This window comes from Kosakonia sp., assembly GCF_032052965.1.
Lineage (GTDB): Bacteria > Pseudomonadota > Gammaproteobacteria > Enterobacterales > Enterobacteriaceae > Kosakonia.
In genome coordinates this window covers 69977-87598 of sequence record NZ_DAMBVN010000010.1, presented here as the reverse complement: position 1 = coordinate 87598, position 17622 = coordinate 69977, and the positions used below count along the sequence as shown (strand labels likewise).

Here is a 17622-nt window from a genome sequence, read left to right as displayed (position 1 = left end):
TCGCCTGAGGTAATGATCGTACAAATTAGGAGGATTTACGCTGGCGCGGTTTTCTCGCGGGCTTGATAGCCTTGACTTCGCTCTCTACCCAGCCATCGTTCAGCCGTGTCATTAACGCGTCGCCTGCTTTTACCTGTTTTGTCTGTTTCAGCACTTTGCCGTCGGTTGCCGTGGTCACGCTATAGCCGCGCGCCAGAGTTGCCAGCGGGCTGACTGCTTCCAGGTGAGTGATGGCCGTTCCAAAACGCTCGCGTGTGCTGCTTAAGCGGTCTCGAATGTTCTGACTAAGGCGGTACTCCAGCTGCTGCACGCGGGTTTGCGCCCGATGAATTCGCGGTTGGGGGTTTTGCTGGTTCAGGCGTTGAAAGAGGCGTTGCTGGCGCACAGAGGAACGCTTTAGCTGGTTATCCAGCGCGTTGTGCATGCGTTGTTGCAGGCGTTCAAGCACGGTTTGCTGACGCGCCAGCCTCAATTGCGGATGCTGCTGTTGCAGGCGATGATTCAACTGCGCAAAGCGGCGGCTGCGGCCCGCGAGGTAATAATCCATCGCCATTTCGAGGCGCTGCTGCATCGCCTGCACCTGGCGCAATAGCTCCAGTTGATTACGGCTGACGATTTCCGCTGCCGCAGAAGGCGTCGGCGCACGCAGATCGGCGACAAAATCGGCAATCGTCACATCGGTTTCATGCCCGACAGCGCTGACCACTGGAATACGGCTGGCAAAAATCGCCCGCGCCACGCGCTCGTCGTTAAAACTCCATAAATCTTCCAGCGAACCACCGCCACGCCCAACAATCAGCACATCGCATTCCTGCCGCGCATTCGCCAGTTCGATGGCTCGCACAATTTGTGCGGGGGCGTCTTCGCCCTGTACCGCAGTAGGGTAAATCACCACCGGCAGCGACGGATCGCGGCGTTTCAGCACATGCAGAATATCGTGCAGCGCAGCGCCCGTTTTCGAGGTGATCACGCCTATACAGTACGCAGGTGAGGGGAGCGGTTGTTTAAACTGCTGATCAAACAGCCCTTCGGCAGCAAGTTTTGCTTTAAGCTGCTCGTACTTCTGTTGCAGTAAACCTTCGCCCGCCGGTTGCATGCTTTCAACCACCACCTGGTATTCACCACGTGGCTCATACAGGGTGATATTGGCGCGAACCAGCACTTGCTGGCCGTGCTGCGGACGGAAAGTGACACGGCGGTTGCTGTTACGGAACATCGCGCAGCGCACCTGGGCGGTGTCGTCTTTTAACGTGAAGTACCAGTGCCCGGAAGAGGGTTGGGTAAAGTTGGAGATTTCGCCGCTGATCCATACCTGGCCAAGTTCGCGTTCCAGCAGTAAGCGCACCGACTGATTCAGGCGGCTGACGGTATAAATGGAAGGGGACTGGAACGATGACATGTGAGCCAGATCAAATTCTAAATCAGCAGGTTATTCAGTCGATAGTAACCCGATACGAGGGGATAGCAAGTATTTTTCTCAAAAAAGTGTGGATGCAATCGGTTACGCTCTGTATAATGCCACGGCAATATTTAACCCCCCAGGTCAGAGATATTGCCCATGCTACGTATTGCTAAAGAAGCACTGACGTTTGACGACGTCCTCCTCGTTCCCGCTCACTCCACCGTTCTGCCGAATACTGCCGACTTGAGCACGCAGCTCACCAAAACCATTCGCCTGAACATTCCTATGCTCTCTGCGGCGATGGATACCGTGACCGAAGCGCGCCTGGCGATTGCCCTGGCACAGGAAGGCGGCATTGGCTTTATTCACAAAAACATGTCAATTGAGCGCCAGGCAGACGAAGTCCGCCGCGTGAAGAAACATGAATCCGGCGTGGTTAAAGATCCACAGACCGTGCTGCCAACTACCACCCTGCGCGAAGTCAAAGAACTGACCGAACGTAACGGCTTTGCCGGTTACCCGGTTGTCAACGGCGACAACGAACTGGTCGGCATCATCACCGGTCGTGACGTGCGTTTCGTGACCGACCTGAACCAGCCAGTCAGCGTTTATATGACGCCGAAAGAGCGCCTGGTGACCGTTCGTGAAGGCGAATCCCGCGAAGTGGTCTTCGCTAAAATGCACGAAAAACGCGTTGAAAAAGCGCTGGTTGTGGACGAGAGTTTCCACCTGCGCGGCATGATCACCGTTAAAGACTTCCAGAAAGCAGAACGTAAACCAAACGCCTGTAAAGATGAGCAGGGTCGCCTGCGTGTTGGCGCTGCAGTTGGTGCGGGTGCTGGCAACGAAGAGCGCGTCGATGCACTGGTTGCCGCAGGCGTTGACGTCCTGCTGATCGACTCCTCTCACGGCCACTCCGAAGGCGTGTTGCAGCGCATTCGCGAAACCCGCGCAAAATACCCGGATCTGCAAATCATTGGCGGTAACGTCGCGACTGGCGCAGGTGCACGTGCGCTGGCTGAAGCAGGCGTGAGCGCGGTGAAAGTCGGTATCGGCCCTGGCTCCATCTGTACTACCCGGATCGTGACGGGTGTGGGCGTTCCGCAGATCACCGCTGTTTCCGACGCCGTTGAAGCGCTGGAAGGTACTGGCATTCCGGTTATCGCCGATGGCGGTATCCGTTTCTCTGGCGACATCGCCAAAGCTATCGCCGCTGGCGCAGCCGCTGTGATGGTTGGCTCTATGCTGGCGGGCACCGAAGAATCCCCGGGCGAAATCGAACTCTACCAGGGCCGTTCTTACAAATCTTACCGTGGCATGGGTTCCCTGGGCGCGATGTCCAAAGGCTCTTCTGACCGCTACTTCCAGAGCGATAACGCCGCCGACAAGCTGGTGCCGGAAGGCATTGAAGGCCGCGTTGCTTATAAAGGCCGCCTGAAAGAGATCATCCACCAGCAGATGGGCGGCCTGCGTTCCTGTATGGGGCTGACCGGCTGTGGTACTATCGACGACCTGCGCACCAAAGCGGAATTTGTGCGCATCAGCGGTGCGGGTATCCAGGAAAGTCACGTTCACGACGTGACCATCACCAAAGAATCCCCGAACTACCGCATGGGTTCTTAATGATTTTCGCGCCCGGTTTTACCGGGCGCTTTCGTAACTTGCCTCGGAAGTAGCGTCAATGACGGACAACATTCATAAACATCGTATTCTGATCCTCGACTTCGGTTCCCAGTACACCCAGCTGGTTGCGCGCCGCGTGCGTGAACTGGGCGTTTACTGCGAACTGTGGGCGTGGGATGTCACCGAAGCGCAGATCCGCGACTTCAATCCAAGCGGCATCATCCTTTCCGGCGGCCCGGAAAGCACCACCGAAGACAACAGCCCGCGTGCACCGCAGTATGTGTTTGAAGCAGGCGTGCCGGTGCTTGGCGTGTGCTACGGCATGCAGACCATGGCCATGCAGCTGGGCGGCCACGTTGAAGGTTCTAACGAACGTGAATTCGGTTATGCGCAGGTTGAAGTTCAGACCGACAGCGCGCTGATCAGCGGTATTGAAGATTCGCTGACCGCAGACGGCAAAGTATTGCTGGACGTGTGGATGAGCCACGGCGACAAAGTAACGGCGATCCCGGCTGACTTTGTGACCGTTGCCAGCACCGAGACGTGCCCGTTCGCGATTATGGCGAACGAAGAAAAACGCTTCTACGGGGTGCAGTTCCACCCGGAAGTGACCCACACCCGCCAGGGCCTGCGTATGCTGGAGCGCTTTGTGCGCGACATCTGCCAGTGCGAAGCGCTGTGGACGCCGGCAAAAATCATTGATGATGCTGTTGAACGCATCCGCCAGCAGGTTGGCGACGACAAAGTCATCCTCGGCCTTTCCGGCGGTGTGGACTCCTCCGTGACGGCGATGCTGCTGCACCGCGCCATCGGCAAAAACCTGACCTGCGTCTTTGTGGACAACGGCCTGCTGCGCCTGAATGAAGCCCAACAGGTAATGGACATGTTTGGCGATCATTTCGGTCTGAATATTGTTCATGTTGAAGGCGAGTCCCGTTTCCTGGCCGCGCTGGCTGGCGAAAACGATCCGGAAGCGAAACGCAAAATCATTGGCCGCGTGTTCGTGGAAGTGTTCGACGAAGAAGCCCTGAAACTGGAAGACGTGAAATGGCTGGCGCAGGGCACCATTTACCCGGATGTGATCGAATCTGCTGCTTCGGCTACCGGTAAGGCGCACGTTATTAAGTCTCACCACAACGTGGGCGGCCTGCCGAAAGAGATGAAGATGGGCCTGGTTGAACCGCTGCGTGAGCTGTTCAAAGACGAAGTGCGTAAAATTGGTCTGGAACTGGGCCTGCCGTACGACATGCTGTACCGCCACCCATTCCCGGGCCCGGGCCTTGGTGTTCGCGTGCTGGGCGAAGTGAAGAAAGAGTACTGCGATCTGCTGCGTCGCGCCGATGCCATCTTTATTGAAGAGCTGCATAAAGCAGACCTCTACAACAAAGTGAGCCAGGCCTTCACCGTCTTCCTGCCGGTTCGCTCCGTAGGCGTGATGGGTGACGGTCGTAAATACGACTGGGTTGTCTCTCTACGTGCCGTCGAAACCATCGACTTTATGACCGCACACTGGGCGCACCTGCCGTACGATTTCCTCGGCCGTGTCTCCAACCGCATCATCAATGAAGTCAACGGTATCTCCCGCGTGGTATATGACATCAGCGGCAAACCGCCAGCTACCATTGAGTGGGAATAAGATTTAGTTCCTGTTGATATATTAAATCTCAAATATTAAAGCCCGCGAAAGCGGGCTTTTTTGTTTTTAGATAAAGTATTGTTGAGGGGTTATTAGTGGGTAATTAAATCTTTTCATCGGTTAATTAAGGGTAGGGTTAAACATGTATAAATGGTATTTAATGTAATGCGCTTTATAATTTGGGGGATATGGCATATTTACATGGCTGCGTTGTGGTTTGCTTTTGAACGAATAACATTCGCCTGAGATGTTTTTTTGATATAAAAATAAATTGTTAATATCCTTTGGAGGGCATTACTGGTACTTAATTCGGTAAACACGTGATGCTATAGATCTTAGATAGTCAGTTTTAGTGCCAGAAGCAGAATGAAAACGGCGCAACAGCGCCGGTTTATCGTAATATGATCGCATATTTATGTGCTTAGTCAGCCCGTTACTGAACGCTTTTTGTCGAGTGGCTTCTGTTGATGCTAAACATCAGTAAAGCAGCACAACACACTGATAGCAATGGAACAAACAGAGCGATTTTATAGCTGGCCAGCTGTGCCATCAGACCGGCAATCCCGTTACCCGCCATCATGCCTGTACGCATGGCATTGGAGTGAAATGCTGATGCGAAGCCGCTACGTTCAGGCAACGCGTCCTGAATAACAGAAATTCCCAGGCCGACAAAAATACCAAAGAATAATCCGTTAAAAAGTTGCAACACAATCAATTCGGACATGTTAGTGGCCAGCTGAAGCAGGCTGTAATAGACGGCTGCAAAGAGAAATCCGAACATAATCAGTAGCTCTTTCCCTGTTTTCTCTGCCAGATGAGCAGCGGCAAGCATAACGGGAATTTCCATTATCGCGGTTGCGCCTATCAGAAAGCCCGGAAACGAAGCGGGTAAATGAAGCTCGTGTACCAGGTACAGCGGCATAATGGTCAGGTACATATTATTGGATAAATTTGCCAGCATCATTACTGCGCCCAGTGCCCAAATCATACCCGTGATGCCCCCTTTACTGGCTTGAGGCGTTATTGTTCTGCCTGTATCGGCGATTTTTTTATTCTTCCCAGGCAGCAGCAACAGACTGGCAAGTAAGGTCATGGCTGAAAGCAGGGCTGAGGCCAGAAAATTAAAAGTAAATCCAAATTTGTCAGCAAAGACAAATGCCATAGCAGGTCCGGCAATCCATACAATTGACACGCCTGAACGCATTTGCGTATTAAGCCGTGTGGCGTTCAGCCCTGCCGTCAGTGAATGCTTTCGGATCATCGACAGGAGTAATGGAATAGACGCATTGCCTGGCCCCATAAGAAAAATGCCGATGGCCAGAGCCCCAATAGGTTGACGGCAGATACTGAAAGCTAAACCCGCCAGAAAAAGGGCCATAACAGAAATCATGAAAAGTTGCCTGACCGAATATCCCTTATCTGCAAGAGAACCCATCAGCTGGCTGAAAAACAATCCTGACAGGGCAAATCCCAGGCTGTAGAAAGTGATAAAAATAGGGCTTGCATGCAATCCGTTTATCAAAAACAGGCTCATAACAGGCAAAACGAAGGCATATGAAATGGCGGTCATTACGTTTATCAAGAACAGCCGCCCGGCAATCCCAGAAAAAAAAGCCATAAACAACAGTATCTCCATGTAAGTTAATCATATTTTTTAACACGGAAACTTCACAAAGCAATGCAATATTTCACTCCACATGAGTTGTACTGATTTTTTGGCTCTCAGAACTTCGTCGGCAGACTGTGTCAAACTCCTTAGATAGGATCACCCTGAACGTCCGCTTCACGCTCTTAGTGGACATGCAGGTGGTTATTTCCTCCTGATTAGCATTTAAAGGAAATACATCTCCTCTCTGGCACCTCTAAAGACGTTCCCTTTAATCAGAGTAAGTTTTAGTTTTTGTTCTGACAGTTGATTAAAAAATGAGAATCACCATGGAATACAGGACTGGCATCCGGCAGATATCATTGCGAGTTTACGGAAAAAAGGGACATCGTTGGCGGCGCTTTCTCGCGAGTCGGGGCTGGCTTCCTCCACGCTCGCTAATGCCTTAACCTGGCACTGGCCGAAAGGGGAGCGGTTAATTGCCGAAGCCTTAGATACCCGACCAGAAGTCATCTGGCCGTCGCGGTATCCGGGGTGTAAATCCGATCAGCGTGTGTATGAAGTGCAGAGCGTATAAAGTCTGAAGCGAAAAGCGGTAATGCTCCCGTGCCAGGGCCATTACCGCCTTCTCAATACATCCATTTCTCTACAACCTCATCGCCGAGGTGTTCGCGCAGCAGATCCTCATTGTCCTCCTCGTCGTGGGCTGCCAGCAGGCATTTGAACATCAGCACGTCGAGGTACTCGCCCGCGTCGCTGAAGATCTGCGTCAGCATCGGCGAACTGTCGTGATCGAAGTACCACACTTCGCCCGTTTCCCGGTGGAAGCACCACATATTGCCGTTGCCGAGGTAGTCGCCAAAAGCAACTAACTGATCAACCAGCGCCGGGAGTTGTTCTGCATCGGGCGCACCTTCCAGAATGTCGCTAATGCCGGGGTACGCCTCAAGCAGTGGTTCGATGCTGGCGTATTTCTCGGGCGTTACGCTGCACAGCCTTTCCGCCAGATCGAGTGCGCCAATCTGTTCGTGGTAACAGCGCAGCAAAGGGGGCAGGGCGCAGTTCAGGCGCTGCTCCAGTGCATCGATCTCTTCGGGTTGCACAGGCGTGATAGGCGGTGGGTTATTCCATAAGTCGAGGTAAGCCTGCGCGCAGGCTCGCCACCATGCCTGCCGTTCTGCTTCGTCGGTAAATGCTGGCCACGCGAGTGGCGGCAGTGCCTGGTAATCTGAATCCATTATCGTGTCCTGGTTAATAGGTCTGGCTATCGACAGTGAAGCGGTAGTTCATATCCATTTCGGCTGTCGCGTGATTGCGGCCGGTTCTCTTCAGCACGAACTCAATCGCAGGTTCATAATCGTCGCCGCGCAGCACCTCTCCGGCGAGGATCTCAACCTCATACATGCCGTTGTCGATGTCAATTTGCGGTCGTCCCGGCTGGCGATAGCGTTCCTCAAGCACGCGGATTTGCGCATCGGTGAAGTTTTGCAGGATCCGCCAGGTAAACAGCATTACCTGCCGGTTTTCGATGCGCAGCACGTAACCGCCGCGCTGGTGCTGCAAACGGCTCTGTGGCTTGAGCAGTTCCGGGGGTTCATCCGCAAGGGTGAAAAGCACGGTATAGGGGTAATTTTCAATGCCCGCCAGCGGGATAACAATGCCTTGTTGCACCGCGTTGTCGCTGCTCTCATTGCTGATAAATTCCGAAGCCAGGTCGTCCGCCAGCGCATGTTCTTCTTTCCAGGTCTGCAGCAGGCGAATGTCGCCCAGTAAAAAGTAATCAATCAGATCGTTGAGCACTTCAACGAATTCATACCGCATCATCAACTCCTGAGTCAGTTTTGCTGCCAGTGGGGACCATCGTTCAACCGTTCAGCGACGACAGACCCTAACTTATGGCTTTACTGAATGTTTTACTGAACGTTAATGTAATCGAAAATATGTCAACATGCTGAACGGAGCGCGCGATGCAGCGATCACGCTTAATGGGTGAGGGATATGAGCCGCAGGTGTGGCAGGAAGGCGGGCGGCTGACCTACTCGCTGCCTGTGGAGTCTGGATTTGTCAGCTTCGACTTCACATTTGAGATCCAGCAGCCGGATCTGGATGTGCTACTGACCGACGACTACCGCCGCGCGGTGCTGGAAATTGTCGCCCATACGCTGCTCCAGTGCGCGAGTGTGCGGATCAATTTTACGCAGAGCGACTTCGATAAACTGATCGCAGACACGCTACATGCCTCGCCCGAGGGTTTACAAGCGCTCATTGCTCGCGTCAGTCAGGATCATCACATTGGGATTGAACCGTACGCGCAGCAGATCATGGCGCGACGTTGCGGATTGAGGAGGTAGCGGCCTGCCATTTTGCCAGGCTTCAGGTGCGCCAGATTCAACTGACAGCAGGGCACTAACCCCTCGTAATTAGTAGCTTTTTTTTGGAAGGCCTGGCGGTTAAGGTCTAGGCTAATAGTGTCTAAAACGTCAGCAACCCACAAGGCAACTGTCATGTTCAAACGCCTGCTCTCTGCCATCAGCGGCAAAAACGCCTCTGAACCGACACCGACTACCGATACGCACACCACGGAACCGTCGCCAGACGAGCAGCCAATTGTGGCGTACGACGCTTATGGCCGCGAGATGCAGATCTCGCGCAGTGAGTGGCGCGAGAAGGTATTCTTGCCGTCTCTGGAACAGAAGCGTGATAACGCCGACGAACTCTATCAGGCGATTGTCGACGGGCTGAATGATGGATTTGCTGCGGACCTGGTGCAGGCAGCCGAGCGCCTGCTGGCGATTGATCCGGTTCCTGAACGCAGCCATACCATTCATGGCATTGTGCTGATGGATAACGGCCAGCTTACAGCGGCAGAGAACACGCTGCAGGCGGGCATCGCGAAGGTGGGGGCAACCGGCACGCTGCTCACTAATCTGGCGAAAGTGTTTTCTTCGCGCGGGGAAGACGCGCGCGCAGACGAAACGTTATGGCAGGCAGTGCAGGCTGATCCGAATCAGGAAAATGGCCTGATGTGGTGGGCGTCTATCCAGCAGGAGCGGGGTGGCGATGAGGCCTGGCTCGCCGCGCTGAAAACCGCTGCGGCGTTGCCGGGTAGCTGGCGTGCGCAGCTGTGGCTGGCGCGCCATTATTTGCAACAGCAGGATATTGCTGCCGCCCGCGCATTATATGCCGGGGTGCTGGCTGGCGGGCGGTACGACAGTGGCGCGTTGATGATGATTTCCGGGGATCTGGGTAATAACGGGCAGATCCCGATGATTGTTGAATTGGTGGCGCCGGTGTATGACGAACATCGCCACGATCCGATGGCGGGCCTGAATGTGCTGCGTGCCTGGCAGGCACTGGGTAATGCGCAGGAGGGGGAAAAACTGCTGGCGCGCATGTATGCGCTGGGGTATGCGCCTCTGAAGCAGCACCTTGATGAATTTGCCCGCGCGTTCCAGGAGATGAACCAGCAAGAGGCGACTTCAGTCCCTGCCGATGCCGACGGGCTGAAGGTCAACACGCTGGCGATCACCCAGCCGATCTGGCAATACGGCCTGTGTAAAGCCGACTGGTTGTTTGCCAGCAAAACGGAAGACGCGCCGTCTGTCGGCTTTTTTGCGTTGTCCAAACTGCAGAGCGGCCCCGAACGCACGGAATCGCAGCGCGAAGATGATATTGGGCGCATGTCGCGGGCGATCTCGCTCTATTTTGCCGAGGCCGCACACTACTGGAGCGACTATGCCAGCCGTTTCTATGTGCAGGTTGTCGAAGGGGGCGGGCCAGTGCTGATGGGCGGCGAAATCGACGGCCATGTGCTGTTCGATATTGTCCCGCCGACGATGAAATACTTCGTCACCGGGGAGATGGGCTGCACCGGCGAAGGCGCACAGCGTGAGTGGCAGCTTTCATTGAGCCTGTGGGATTGTGCTGCCCGGGCTAAAATATCGAGCATTACAGAGCGTTGCGCGGACGCGGAACTGGGCGCACTGGTGCTCAGTCTTGAGCAACAGTTACTTACGCAAACAGGCGCGCCGCGCCAGCAGCCGCTGGATGCGTTTTACCTGCGCCCGTCAGCAGAGGCGATGGCGATTTACCTGGGCGAGTTAGCGCAGGCATTTACCCTGACGCTGGTGGCGAACGATACTACCCCGCGCGAGGCGATGTGGGGAGAACGGGCGATGCTCGACTGGCCGCTACAAATGGCGCTGCAGTGGCCGCAGGTGGAGGTCCCAAAATTGATGTATCTCTCCGGGCTGGGTAAAGCGTTCGATTACCATTCCGACACCCTGGCTGAGTACCAACAACGCAGCCTGGAGCTGCTGCGCGATGCACAGCGGAGCAATAGCCCGGCAGCCTCGCTTGCGCCGCTGGTGTGGAAAATCTTTGGCATGAACGAGGAATTCAACGCCCACAGGCAGAATTTACCCGACGATGCGGATCCTGCCTACCGCGACTGGCTTCAGCGCGTGGAAGAAAAGTAGCCGTTGTCTTGGGGCCGCAAATCCTGCGTACGTAATGGCTTATTTAAAGCCCTTTACGGGTGTTTTTTCTTACAAAGGGGTTTCTTACGGCCTCTTTCGGGTCTTATTTCTCTCTTAATGATGCTTTATCAATAATGTTCATATATGTCTTTCTTACGCCTTTTGGGGGGAAGGGTTTCTATATGGCCGTTAATGGATGTGCAGCAATCCGCTTGCGTCTAATCTGCATTGACGCTCTTTGCCCACTGGAATCACACATTCTGCCGGGTGTATTGCTGGTTAAAGGCCGAAGAGTACATTGAACAGGCCCTGGCGGCGTTATCACCGTTAAAGATGTATTCGGCTGGCTAAAGATCCCTTACCAAGCCGGGTAGGGCATTGTTAGTGTGCTGACAAAGGCGCATGAAGATATCGAGAAATACCTGTCCCGAACTGCAGATGTGCGTAAACCCACGCGGTGAAACGTGTCGTAAAAGGACGTTAGATTTTAACGTTGGGCGGTGGAATCGATAGTCTGGCTGACTTGTTGCGACTGGACTTTATCCTGATGATGATACCAGGCGCCAATAGTGGAATAGACGAAACGGCCGAAGAAAAACAGGAAGCTGATAAGAAGTACGATACGGGTCATGCGACTGTCAAATCGATGTCGTTTTCGCATACTGGTTGCCTGACTCACAATGGTTCCTTTAAGAAAGCCCGATCAACGGGCGACGGTGCCATTAAGGCACACTCTTTTGGTGAGGTCAATTGCGCCTGGCGCAAAAATGAGGCGAATAAAAAATAAACAGGCTTTATATAAGATAAATTAAATATTTACGTATAGAATAAGTTTTCGCGATTTAGTTAAAAAAATAGCAAAATAATTCTGAGTGACGAGAAATTTTTGATTTAAATCAATTATCGGATATTGTTCAGCACTAAAATTTTGGTTTCTCTAAGCACGGGCACCCTTGTGTCTGCACAGTCAGGTCGGATACCTGCCTGAAACGCCCGCCCGGAACAGGGTTTCTCGTCGAGCATCTATGACATTGTTAAAAAAATATAATCATCTGAAAGATCGGTGGTGGGCACTGCCTCTTGTTGTTCCCGCAGTACTGTTTCCATTATTTAGTCTGGCTAATACTTTTGCGTCAGTCTCCGGCCAGCACGTCATTCTTTATTATCTGCCGATGGCATTGTTAATAAGCCTGATGATGTTTTTTGGCTGGGCGGCATTGCCCGGCATTATTGTCGCGCTGCTCTTGCGTTACGGTGTGCAGGAGCCGTTCATGGTTCTGTTGCATATCCTGCGGCTGCTGATCCCGGTGGTGCTGAGCTGGGGCGGTTACCGTGTGTTCGTAACCCGGCGGCATTGTGTGTCGTATGGTTCTTCGACGCTGATTTCTCAGCGCGTGTTCTGGCAGGTGCTGTGCCCGGCTACGATTTTGCTGATTATTCTTGAAATGGGCGTCTGGCTGAATCTGTACGATCAGCCGGTCAGCGAGTTGAATACACTGTCGCTCAATATGCCAATGTTAATCAACTACCAGGGGTTACTGGTCGGTTTAATTAGCGGCGTTCCGTTTAGTTATGTGGTTATCCGTGTGCTCCGTCATCCGCGTTACGCGCTGACGTGGTTGTCACAGTTGCGTCATGAGTTCGATCCCAAAGTCACCCGCCTGGAAGTGGTTGTCTGGTTTGGTATCGTTGCCGGTATCGTCTTTTTACTGCTCATGCCGCTAAACATGCACAGCTCGATTTTCAGCACCAATTACACCTTATCGTTGCTGTTACCTGTGATGTTGTGGGGCGCGATGCGCTATGGCTACCGCTTTATCTCGGTCATCTGGACGCCATTGCTGATCATCTCCATTCACTTTTTTGATCGCTATTTGCCGAAATTTCCCTCTTACGATGTGCAAATGGCGATCGCCTCGTCCAGTTACCTCGTCTTTACGTTCATTATTATCGCCATGTCGGTAATGGCGACCCGGCAGCGTAAAGTCAACGATCGTGCCCGCCGCCTGGCGTTTATCGATCCAGTGACAAATCTGCCCAACCTGCGGGCACTTAGCCGTGCGTTGGCAGATACACCGTGGTCAGTGCTCTGTTTCCTGCGGGTGCCAGAGCTGGAACTGTTAGGCCGTAATTACGGCGTATTATTGCGCATTCAGTACAAACAGCAGCTGGCAAGCTGGTTAAAGCCTCTGCTGACGGCGGAGGAGTGCGTTTACCAACTATCCGGGCATGATCTGGTTATTCGCCTGAGCACCCAGTCGCACCAGACACGTATCGAAGAACTGGATGCGCGCATTAAACAGTTCCGCTTTGTCTGGGATGATATGCCGCTGCAACCGCAGGTCGGGCTGAGCTATTGCTATGTGCGTTCCCCGGTCAAGCATCTCTATCTACTGCTGGGCGAGATGAGCACTATTGCTGATTTGTCGCTGGCGACTAACCATCCGGAGAATCTGCAAAATCGCGGGGCAGAAAACCTGCAACGTTGTCTGCGTCTGAAAGTCGACATGATGAATCGCCTGCAACTGGCGCTGGAGCAAAACCAGTTTGAGCTGATGGTACAGTTGATCCAGGGCGTTCGCGGAGACAGCTACTATGAAATTCTGCTGCGACTGAGCGACGAAAGGGGCGAAAGTATCAGCCCGGATGAGTTTTTACCGGTGGCCTATGAATTTGGCCTCTCTTCACGCATTGACCTGTGGGTTATCGATCATGTGCTGAGTTTTATGGCCCGCCACCGCGAGCGCCTGCCAGCACAACGCTTTTCCATTAACCTTTCTCCCGCCTCGGTGTGCCGAAAACAGTTCACACAGGAAGTGCGGCGCTTGTTACGTAAATATGGCATTGAAGCCTGGCAACTGATTTTCGAGATCACAGAAAGCAATGCATTGAATAATGTCGCGCAGGCCAACCAGACGCTGGTGCAGTTACAACTGATGGGTTGCCGGGTAGCGATTGATGATTTTGGTACGGGGTACGGAAGCTATGCCCGGCTGAAAACGGTCAATGCAGACATCCTGAAAATCGACGGCAGTTTTATCCGTAATATTGTTTCAAACAGCCTCGACTACCAGATTGTGGCTTCCATTTGCACGCTGGCGCGGATGAAGAAAATGCATGTGGTGGCGGAGTATGTCGAAACGGAAGAGATCCGTAGCGCGGCCATTGCTCTCGGCATTGATTATTTACAAGGGTATATGATTGGTAAACCTGCGCCGCTGGAAAAACTGCTGGAGCCGCCTTTGGCGCAGGTTTAAATGAATGACGAGGCGGTTCAGGCCGCCACGTCAGATTGCTCTTCTTCGATTTTCAACCGCCAGCCGGTCACCGCTTCCCAATAATCCTGCTCTTTTTCCAGATCGAGCAGTACCAGCGCATTCTGACTGAACCAGTCATACGGGAAACTCAGCGTCCAGTGGTTATCGTCGGTTTTCAGGCGCAGCGTCGGCGGTGTTGTCGTCGCCTGACGCTGGTTATTCAGCAGTACCCCGAGGCGTAAAATCTGCACCAGGGGCAAATATTGCTTCTTCTTAAACAGCGTGAAGCGCGGCAGCTCATCAAGCTTAATGCCTTTACGATGGAAGCGCACCAGCGTCGCCATCATCAGCTGTTGCTCCTGATTGAAGCCCGGCAAATCACTGTTTTGCAGAATATACGCTGAATGTCGATGCATACCGCTGTGGTTAATATTCAGCCCGACTTCGTGCAGCATCGCGGCCCACTTCAGCAGCGCTGCCAGTTGCGGATTCCCCAGCCTGGGGTTTTGCGCCAGCCACTGATCGTACATCAGGGTGGTGGTTTCCAGCACGCGTCGCGCCTGCTCGCGGTCAATGTTGTACTGACTGGCGAGACTCTGCGCAGTGCGGCTGCGGATGTCCTGATGGCGGAAGCGGCCCTCCATCTCATACAGCACGCCTTCACGCAGCGCGCCATCGGAGAGACGCAGTTCGCGGATCGCCAGGGCGTCAAACACGCCGCAAAGAATGGCAAGGCCCGGTACAAACACCGCTTTGCGCTCTTCGGACAGCCCCGGCAGGCTAAGTTCACTGAAGTTTTTATACTTCAGCACTTCTGCTACCAGTTTTTCCAGCCGCTCCGGAGTAATAAAACCGTCTTTCTCGCCGGAGGCGATCAGCACTTCGTGCGCGGCTTTAATGCTGCCCGACGCACCCAGCGCCACGTTCCAGCCCTGAATACGGAACTGCCAGGCCAGCGACTCCAGCTTCTGTGTTGCCGCCATGCGCGCACGGCGGAAGTTTTCGCCATTGATCACGCCATTTGGGAAGTACATCTGCGCAAAACTGACGCAGCCCATACGGCGGCTTTCAACCAGCTTCGGTTCGAAGTCTTCACCGATCACCAGTTCGGTTGATCCACCGCCGATGTCGATCACCAGCTTGCGGCCTTTTTCCGGCTGCGTATGTTCCACACCCATAAAAATCAGACGCGCTTCTTCGTTGCCCGGAATGATTTCAATGGGGTAGGGGATCACTTTTTCGGCACGTTTGAGAAACTCCGTGGCGTTCAGCGCCTGGCGCAGCGTATGCGTACCCACGATGCAGACGCTCGACGGATCGAAGCCCTGCAAACGTTCGGCGAATAGCGACAGGCAGGCCAGCCCGCGCTCCATCGCCTCTTCGCTCAGCATATTGTTGCTGTCCAGACCATCTGCCAGATGAACGCGTTGCTTCAGACGGCCGATGATTTGCATCGCGCCATCCACCACACGGGCAATCACCATGTGGAAACTGTTGGAACCCAGGTCGACGGCGGCAAACTCTTCCGGTCGTGGTGTCTTCTCTTGTATCGGCATAGGTTAATCGGGCTGTTCGAGTGATTTGATGTAGTCGTAAATCGCCAGCTGTGCCCGCACTTTGCGGCGGTTGCCGCGCGGCACATAGCGATTACTCAGTTCTTTATCGATATACCTGGCTTTAACGGTATCACTTAAAAGCAAATCAATGATATCCAGAACGCGCTGTTTAAGGCGCGGATCGAGCAGCGGCGCCGCCACTTCGATACGGTAATCGATGTTACGTGTCATCCAGTCAGCGGAAGAGAGATAGACTCTCTTATCGCCGCCATTCTCAAAAATATAGATGCGATCGTGCTCAAGATAACGGTCAACAATGCTGGTGACACGAATATTTTCGCTGATGCCTTCCAAATCCGGGATCAGCGAACACATGCCGCGCACTAATAAGTTCACCGGCACGCCGGAACTTGAGGCCGCATACAGCCTGTCGACCAGACCTTTATCGACGAGGTTATTCAGCTTCAACGTGATCCCCGACGGCTTACCTTCCTGTGCATTGGCAATTTCCGCGTCGATCATGTCATACAGCAGGCGACGTGAGTTCTGCGGCGACACCAGCAGGTAATCAAAGTGCACCGGACGGTACGGGTTTTCAATAAAGTTAAATACCCGGCGAACCTCATTGGTGATCCGCGCATCGGCGGTGATCAACGAGTAGTCGGTATAAAGCCGTGCGGTTTTTTCGTTAAAGTTCCCGGTCCCGATGTGGGCGTAACGTACCACTTCCTCGCCTTCCATACGGGAGATCAGGAACAGCTTGGCGTGAATTTTTAGACCCGGTGCAGAGAAGATAACCTGCACACCGGCTTCGGTCAGACGTTTTGCCCAGTGAATATTCGCCTCTTCGTCGAAGCGTGCCTGCAGCTCCACCACTACGGTCACTTTCTTGCCGTTGTGCGCGGCGTGGATCATAGAATCAATAATGCGGGAGTCTTTCGCCACGCGGTAGATATTGATTTTAATCGCCAGCACGCTCGGGTCGAACGACGCCTGGCGCAGCAGTTCCAGCACATGCTCAAACGTGTGGTAGGGGTAATAGAGCAGGACATCGCGTTCGCGAATGGCGTCGAACCCGTTGCGGAATTTATCAAACCACAGGTGACGCAGGCGCGGCAGCGGCTTGTTGACCAGGTTGGCTTTGCCCACGTTCGGAAAGCCAATAAAGTCTTTAAAGTTGTGGTAACGCCCGCCAGGGATAATGGAGTCATAGCGGGAGATGGTGAGCTTCTCACGCAGCATCTCCACCATTGCATCCGGCATATCGCGCTGGTAAACAAAACGCACCGGTTCGGCTGTCAGTCGCTGTTTCAGGCTGGAGGACATTAGCTCCATCAGGCTCGATTCCATTTCGTGCACCAGATCGTATTCGGCGTCACGGGTCATTTTCATCGAGTAAGCGTTCAGCGTGTCATAATCGAAGAAGCCTTTAAAAATATCATCCAGGCAGTAACGCAGAATGTTATCCAGCAGGATCATGGGCTTACGGCGGCGCGGTGTTTCCGGCGGCAGGTTAACGAAGCGCGGTACTTTGTCGGACGGGATTTCCAGCAGCGCGTAGCGGATTTCATCGCCGCGAATGATTTCTACCGCGAGGTAGGTGTAATCATCTTTCAGGAACTTCACCAGGTTGGTTTCGCGGTTAATCAGCGTTGGCGTAATGTGCTGACGCAGGTACTGTTTAAAGTAGTTGCGCAGCCAGCTTTGCTGGTTTTGCGAGAGCTGCCGTTCGTTAATCAAAAAGATTTGATTACGCGCCATCTCCAGCAGGAGTTCGTTATACAGGCTGTCAAACTCCTGGTCGGCTTTCAGTACGCGGGACTGAATTTTCCCCAGCAAGTGACGCGAGTTAGTCGGTAAGCCTTGCTCTTCGCTGATGATCAGCCGGCGCTTCAGTTCGGCGAAACGCACTTTGTAGAATTCATCGAGGTTATTGGAATAGATGCCCAAAAAACGCATGCGCTCGATCAACGGGTTGCTTTTATCTCCGGCCTCCTGGAGAACGCGTTCGTTGAAGCACAACCAGCTTAGTTCTTTTTCGAGATATAACTTTTCCTGACCCAT

General features: G+C 53.5%; 13 protein-coding genes. 6 read left to right on the top strand and 7 right to left on the bottom strand.

Features of this window, described 5'->3' with window-relative positions; all coding sequences use genetic code 11:
- Positions 1-25 precede the first annotated feature (25 nt).
- Positions 26-1399 carry an exodeoxyribonuclease VII large subunit gene (gene xseA, locus RTX30_RS13750; RefSeq protein ID WP_312690653.1) on the bottom strand — a complete coding sequence of 458 codons (1374 nt, stop codon included), beginning with the start codon at positions 1397-1399 and terminating at the stop codon, positions 26-28.
- Between the two features lie 159 nt (positions 1400-1558).
- On the opposite strand from xseA, the gene guaB reads away from it, so the two are divergent.
- Positions 1559-3025 (top strand): IMP dehydrogenase, encoded by a 1467-nt coding sequence (gene guaB / locus RTX30_RS13745; RefSeq protein ID WP_312690651.1) that lies wholly within the window; start codon positions 1559-1561, stop codon positions 3023-3025.
- A 58-nt stretch (positions 3026-3083) separates the two neighbouring features.
- Complete coding sequence (guaA, locus tag RTX30_RS13740) at positions 3084-4661, top strand: glutamine-hydrolyzing GMP synthase (protein WP_312690649.1); 1578 nt, start codon at positions 3084-3086, stop codon at positions 4659-4661.
- Positions 4662-5094: 433 nt separating this feature from the next.
- On the opposite strand, the gene RTX30_RS13735 is transcribed toward guaA, so the two are convergent.
- Positions 5095-6279, bottom strand: a complete 1185-nt coding sequence (locus RTX30_RS13735; RefSeq protein ID WP_312690647.1) for a sugar efflux transporter — start codon at positions 6277-6279, stop codon at positions 5095-5097.
- 322 nt (positions 6280-6601) lie between these two features.
- On the opposite strand from RTX30_RS13735, the gene RTX30_RS13730 reads away from it, so the two are divergent.
- Positions 6602-6844, top strand: coding sequence for a helix-turn-helix transcriptional regulator (locus RTX30_RS13730; protein WP_312690783.1), 243 nt, complete (start codon positions 6602-6604; stop codon positions 6842-6844).
- 52 nt (positions 6845-6896) lie between these two features.
- Here RTX30_RS13730 and RTX30_RS13725 read toward each other — a convergent pair whose 3' ends face one another.
- Entirely contained in the window at positions 6897-7505 is a 609-nt protein-coding gene (locus tag RTX30_RS13725) for an SMI1/KNR4 family protein (protein WP_312690645.1), read from the bottom strand.
- A 13-nt stretch (positions 7506-7518) separates the two neighbouring features.
- Positions 7519-8091: a hypothetical protein gene (locus tag RTX30_RS13720; protein ID WP_312690643.1), complete on the bottom strand. Its 573-nt coding sequence runs from the start codon at positions 8089-8091 to the stop codon at positions 7519-7521.
- 143 nt (positions 8092-8234) lie between these two features.
- Between RTX30_RS13720 and RTX30_RS13715 the strand changes: the two genes are divergently transcribed.
- Together RTX30_RS13715 and RTX30_RS13710 are read left to right on the top strand one after the other, a co-directional pair.
- The gene (locus tag RTX30_RS13715; RefSeq protein WP_312690641.1) at positions 8235-8618 is read left to right on the top strand and encodes a hypothetical protein; all 384 of its coding nucleotides are present in this window, start codon (positions 8235-8237) and stop codon (positions 8616-8618) included.
- 153 nt (positions 8619-8771) lie between these two features.
- Positions 8772-10745, top strand: a complete 1974-nt coding sequence (locus RTX30_RS13710; RefSeq protein ID WP_312690639.1) for a tetratricopeptide repeat protein — start codon at positions 8772-8774, stop codon at positions 10743-10745.
- A gap of 487 nt (positions 10746-11232) precedes the next feature.
- Here RTX30_RS13710 and RTX30_RS13705 read toward each other — a convergent pair whose 3' ends face one another.
- Positions 11233-11424 (bottom strand): YfgG family protein, encoded by a 192-nt coding sequence (locus RTX30_RS13705; protein WP_312690637.1) that lies wholly within the window; start codon positions 11422-11424, stop codon positions 11233-11235.
- A 346-nt stretch (positions 11425-11770) separates the two neighbouring features.
- On the opposite strand from RTX30_RS13705, the gene RTX30_RS13700 reads away from it, so the two are divergent.
- The gene (locus RTX30_RS13700; protein ID WP_312690635.1) at positions 11771-14002 is read left to right on the top strand and encodes an EAL domain-containing protein; all 2232 of its coding nucleotides are present in this window, start codon (positions 11771-11773) and stop codon (positions 14000-14002) included.
- Between the two features lie 17 nt (positions 14003-14019).
- Here RTX30_RS13700 and ppx read toward each other — a convergent pair whose 3' ends face one another.
- On the bottom strand, positions 14020-15558 hold the full coding sequence (gene ppx, locus RTX30_RS13695) for an exopolyphosphatase (protein WP_312690633.1): 1539 nt from the start codon (positions 15556-15558) through the stop codon (positions 14020-14022).
- Positions 15559-15561: 3 nt separating this feature from the next.
- Positions 15562-17622 carry a polyphosphate kinase 1 gene (gene ppk1, locus RTX30_RS13690; protein ID WP_312690631.1) on the bottom strand — a complete coding sequence of 687 codons (2061 nt, stop codon included), beginning with the start codon at positions 17620-17622 and terminating at the stop codon, positions 15562-15564.

Excerpts from the sequence above, each read along its gene's own strand:
- xseA (WP_312690653.1), bottom strand. The coding sequence starts at position 1,399 with ATGTCATCGTTCCAGTCCCCTTCCATTTATACCGTCAGCCGCCTGAAT.
- guaB (WP_312690651.1), top strand. The coding sequence starts at position 1,559 with ATGCTACGTATTGCTAAAGAAGCACTGACGTTTGACGACGTCCTCCTC.
- guaA (WP_312690649.1), top strand. The coding sequence starts at position 3,084 with ATGACGGACAACATTCATAAACATCGTATTCTGATCCTCGACTTCGGT.
- RTX30_RS13735 (WP_312690647.1), bottom strand. The coding sequence starts at position 6,279 with ATGGCTTTTTTTTCTGGGATTGCCGGGCGGCTGTTCTTGATAAACGTA.
- RTX30_RS13725 (WP_312690645.1), bottom strand. The coding sequence starts at position 7,505 with ATGGATTCAGATTACCAGGCACTGCCGCCACTCGCGTGGCCAGCATTT.
- RTX30_RS13720 (WP_312690643.1), bottom strand. The coding sequence starts at position 8,091 with ATGATGCGGTATGAATTCGTTGAAGTGCTCAACGATCTGATTGATTAC.
- RTX30_RS13715 (WP_312690641.1), top strand. The coding sequence starts at position 8,235 with ATGCAGCGATCACGCTTAATGGGTGAGGGATATGAGCCGCAGGTGTGG.
- RTX30_RS13710 (WP_312690639.1), top strand. The coding sequence starts at position 8,772 with ATGTTCAAACGCCTGCTCTCTGCCATCAGCGGCAAAAACGCCTCTGAA.
- RTX30_RS13700 (WP_312690635.1), top strand. The coding sequence starts at position 11,771 with ATGACATTGTTAAAAAAATATAATCATCTGAAAGATCGGTGGTGGGCA.
- ppx (WP_312690633.1), bottom strand. The coding sequence starts at position 15,558 with ATGCCGATACAAGAGAAGACACCACGACCGGAAGAGTTTGCCGCCGTC.
- ppk1 (WP_312690631.1), bottom strand. The coding sequence starts at position 17,622 with ATGGGTCAGGAAAAGTTATATCTCGAAAAAGAACTAAGCTGGTTGTGC.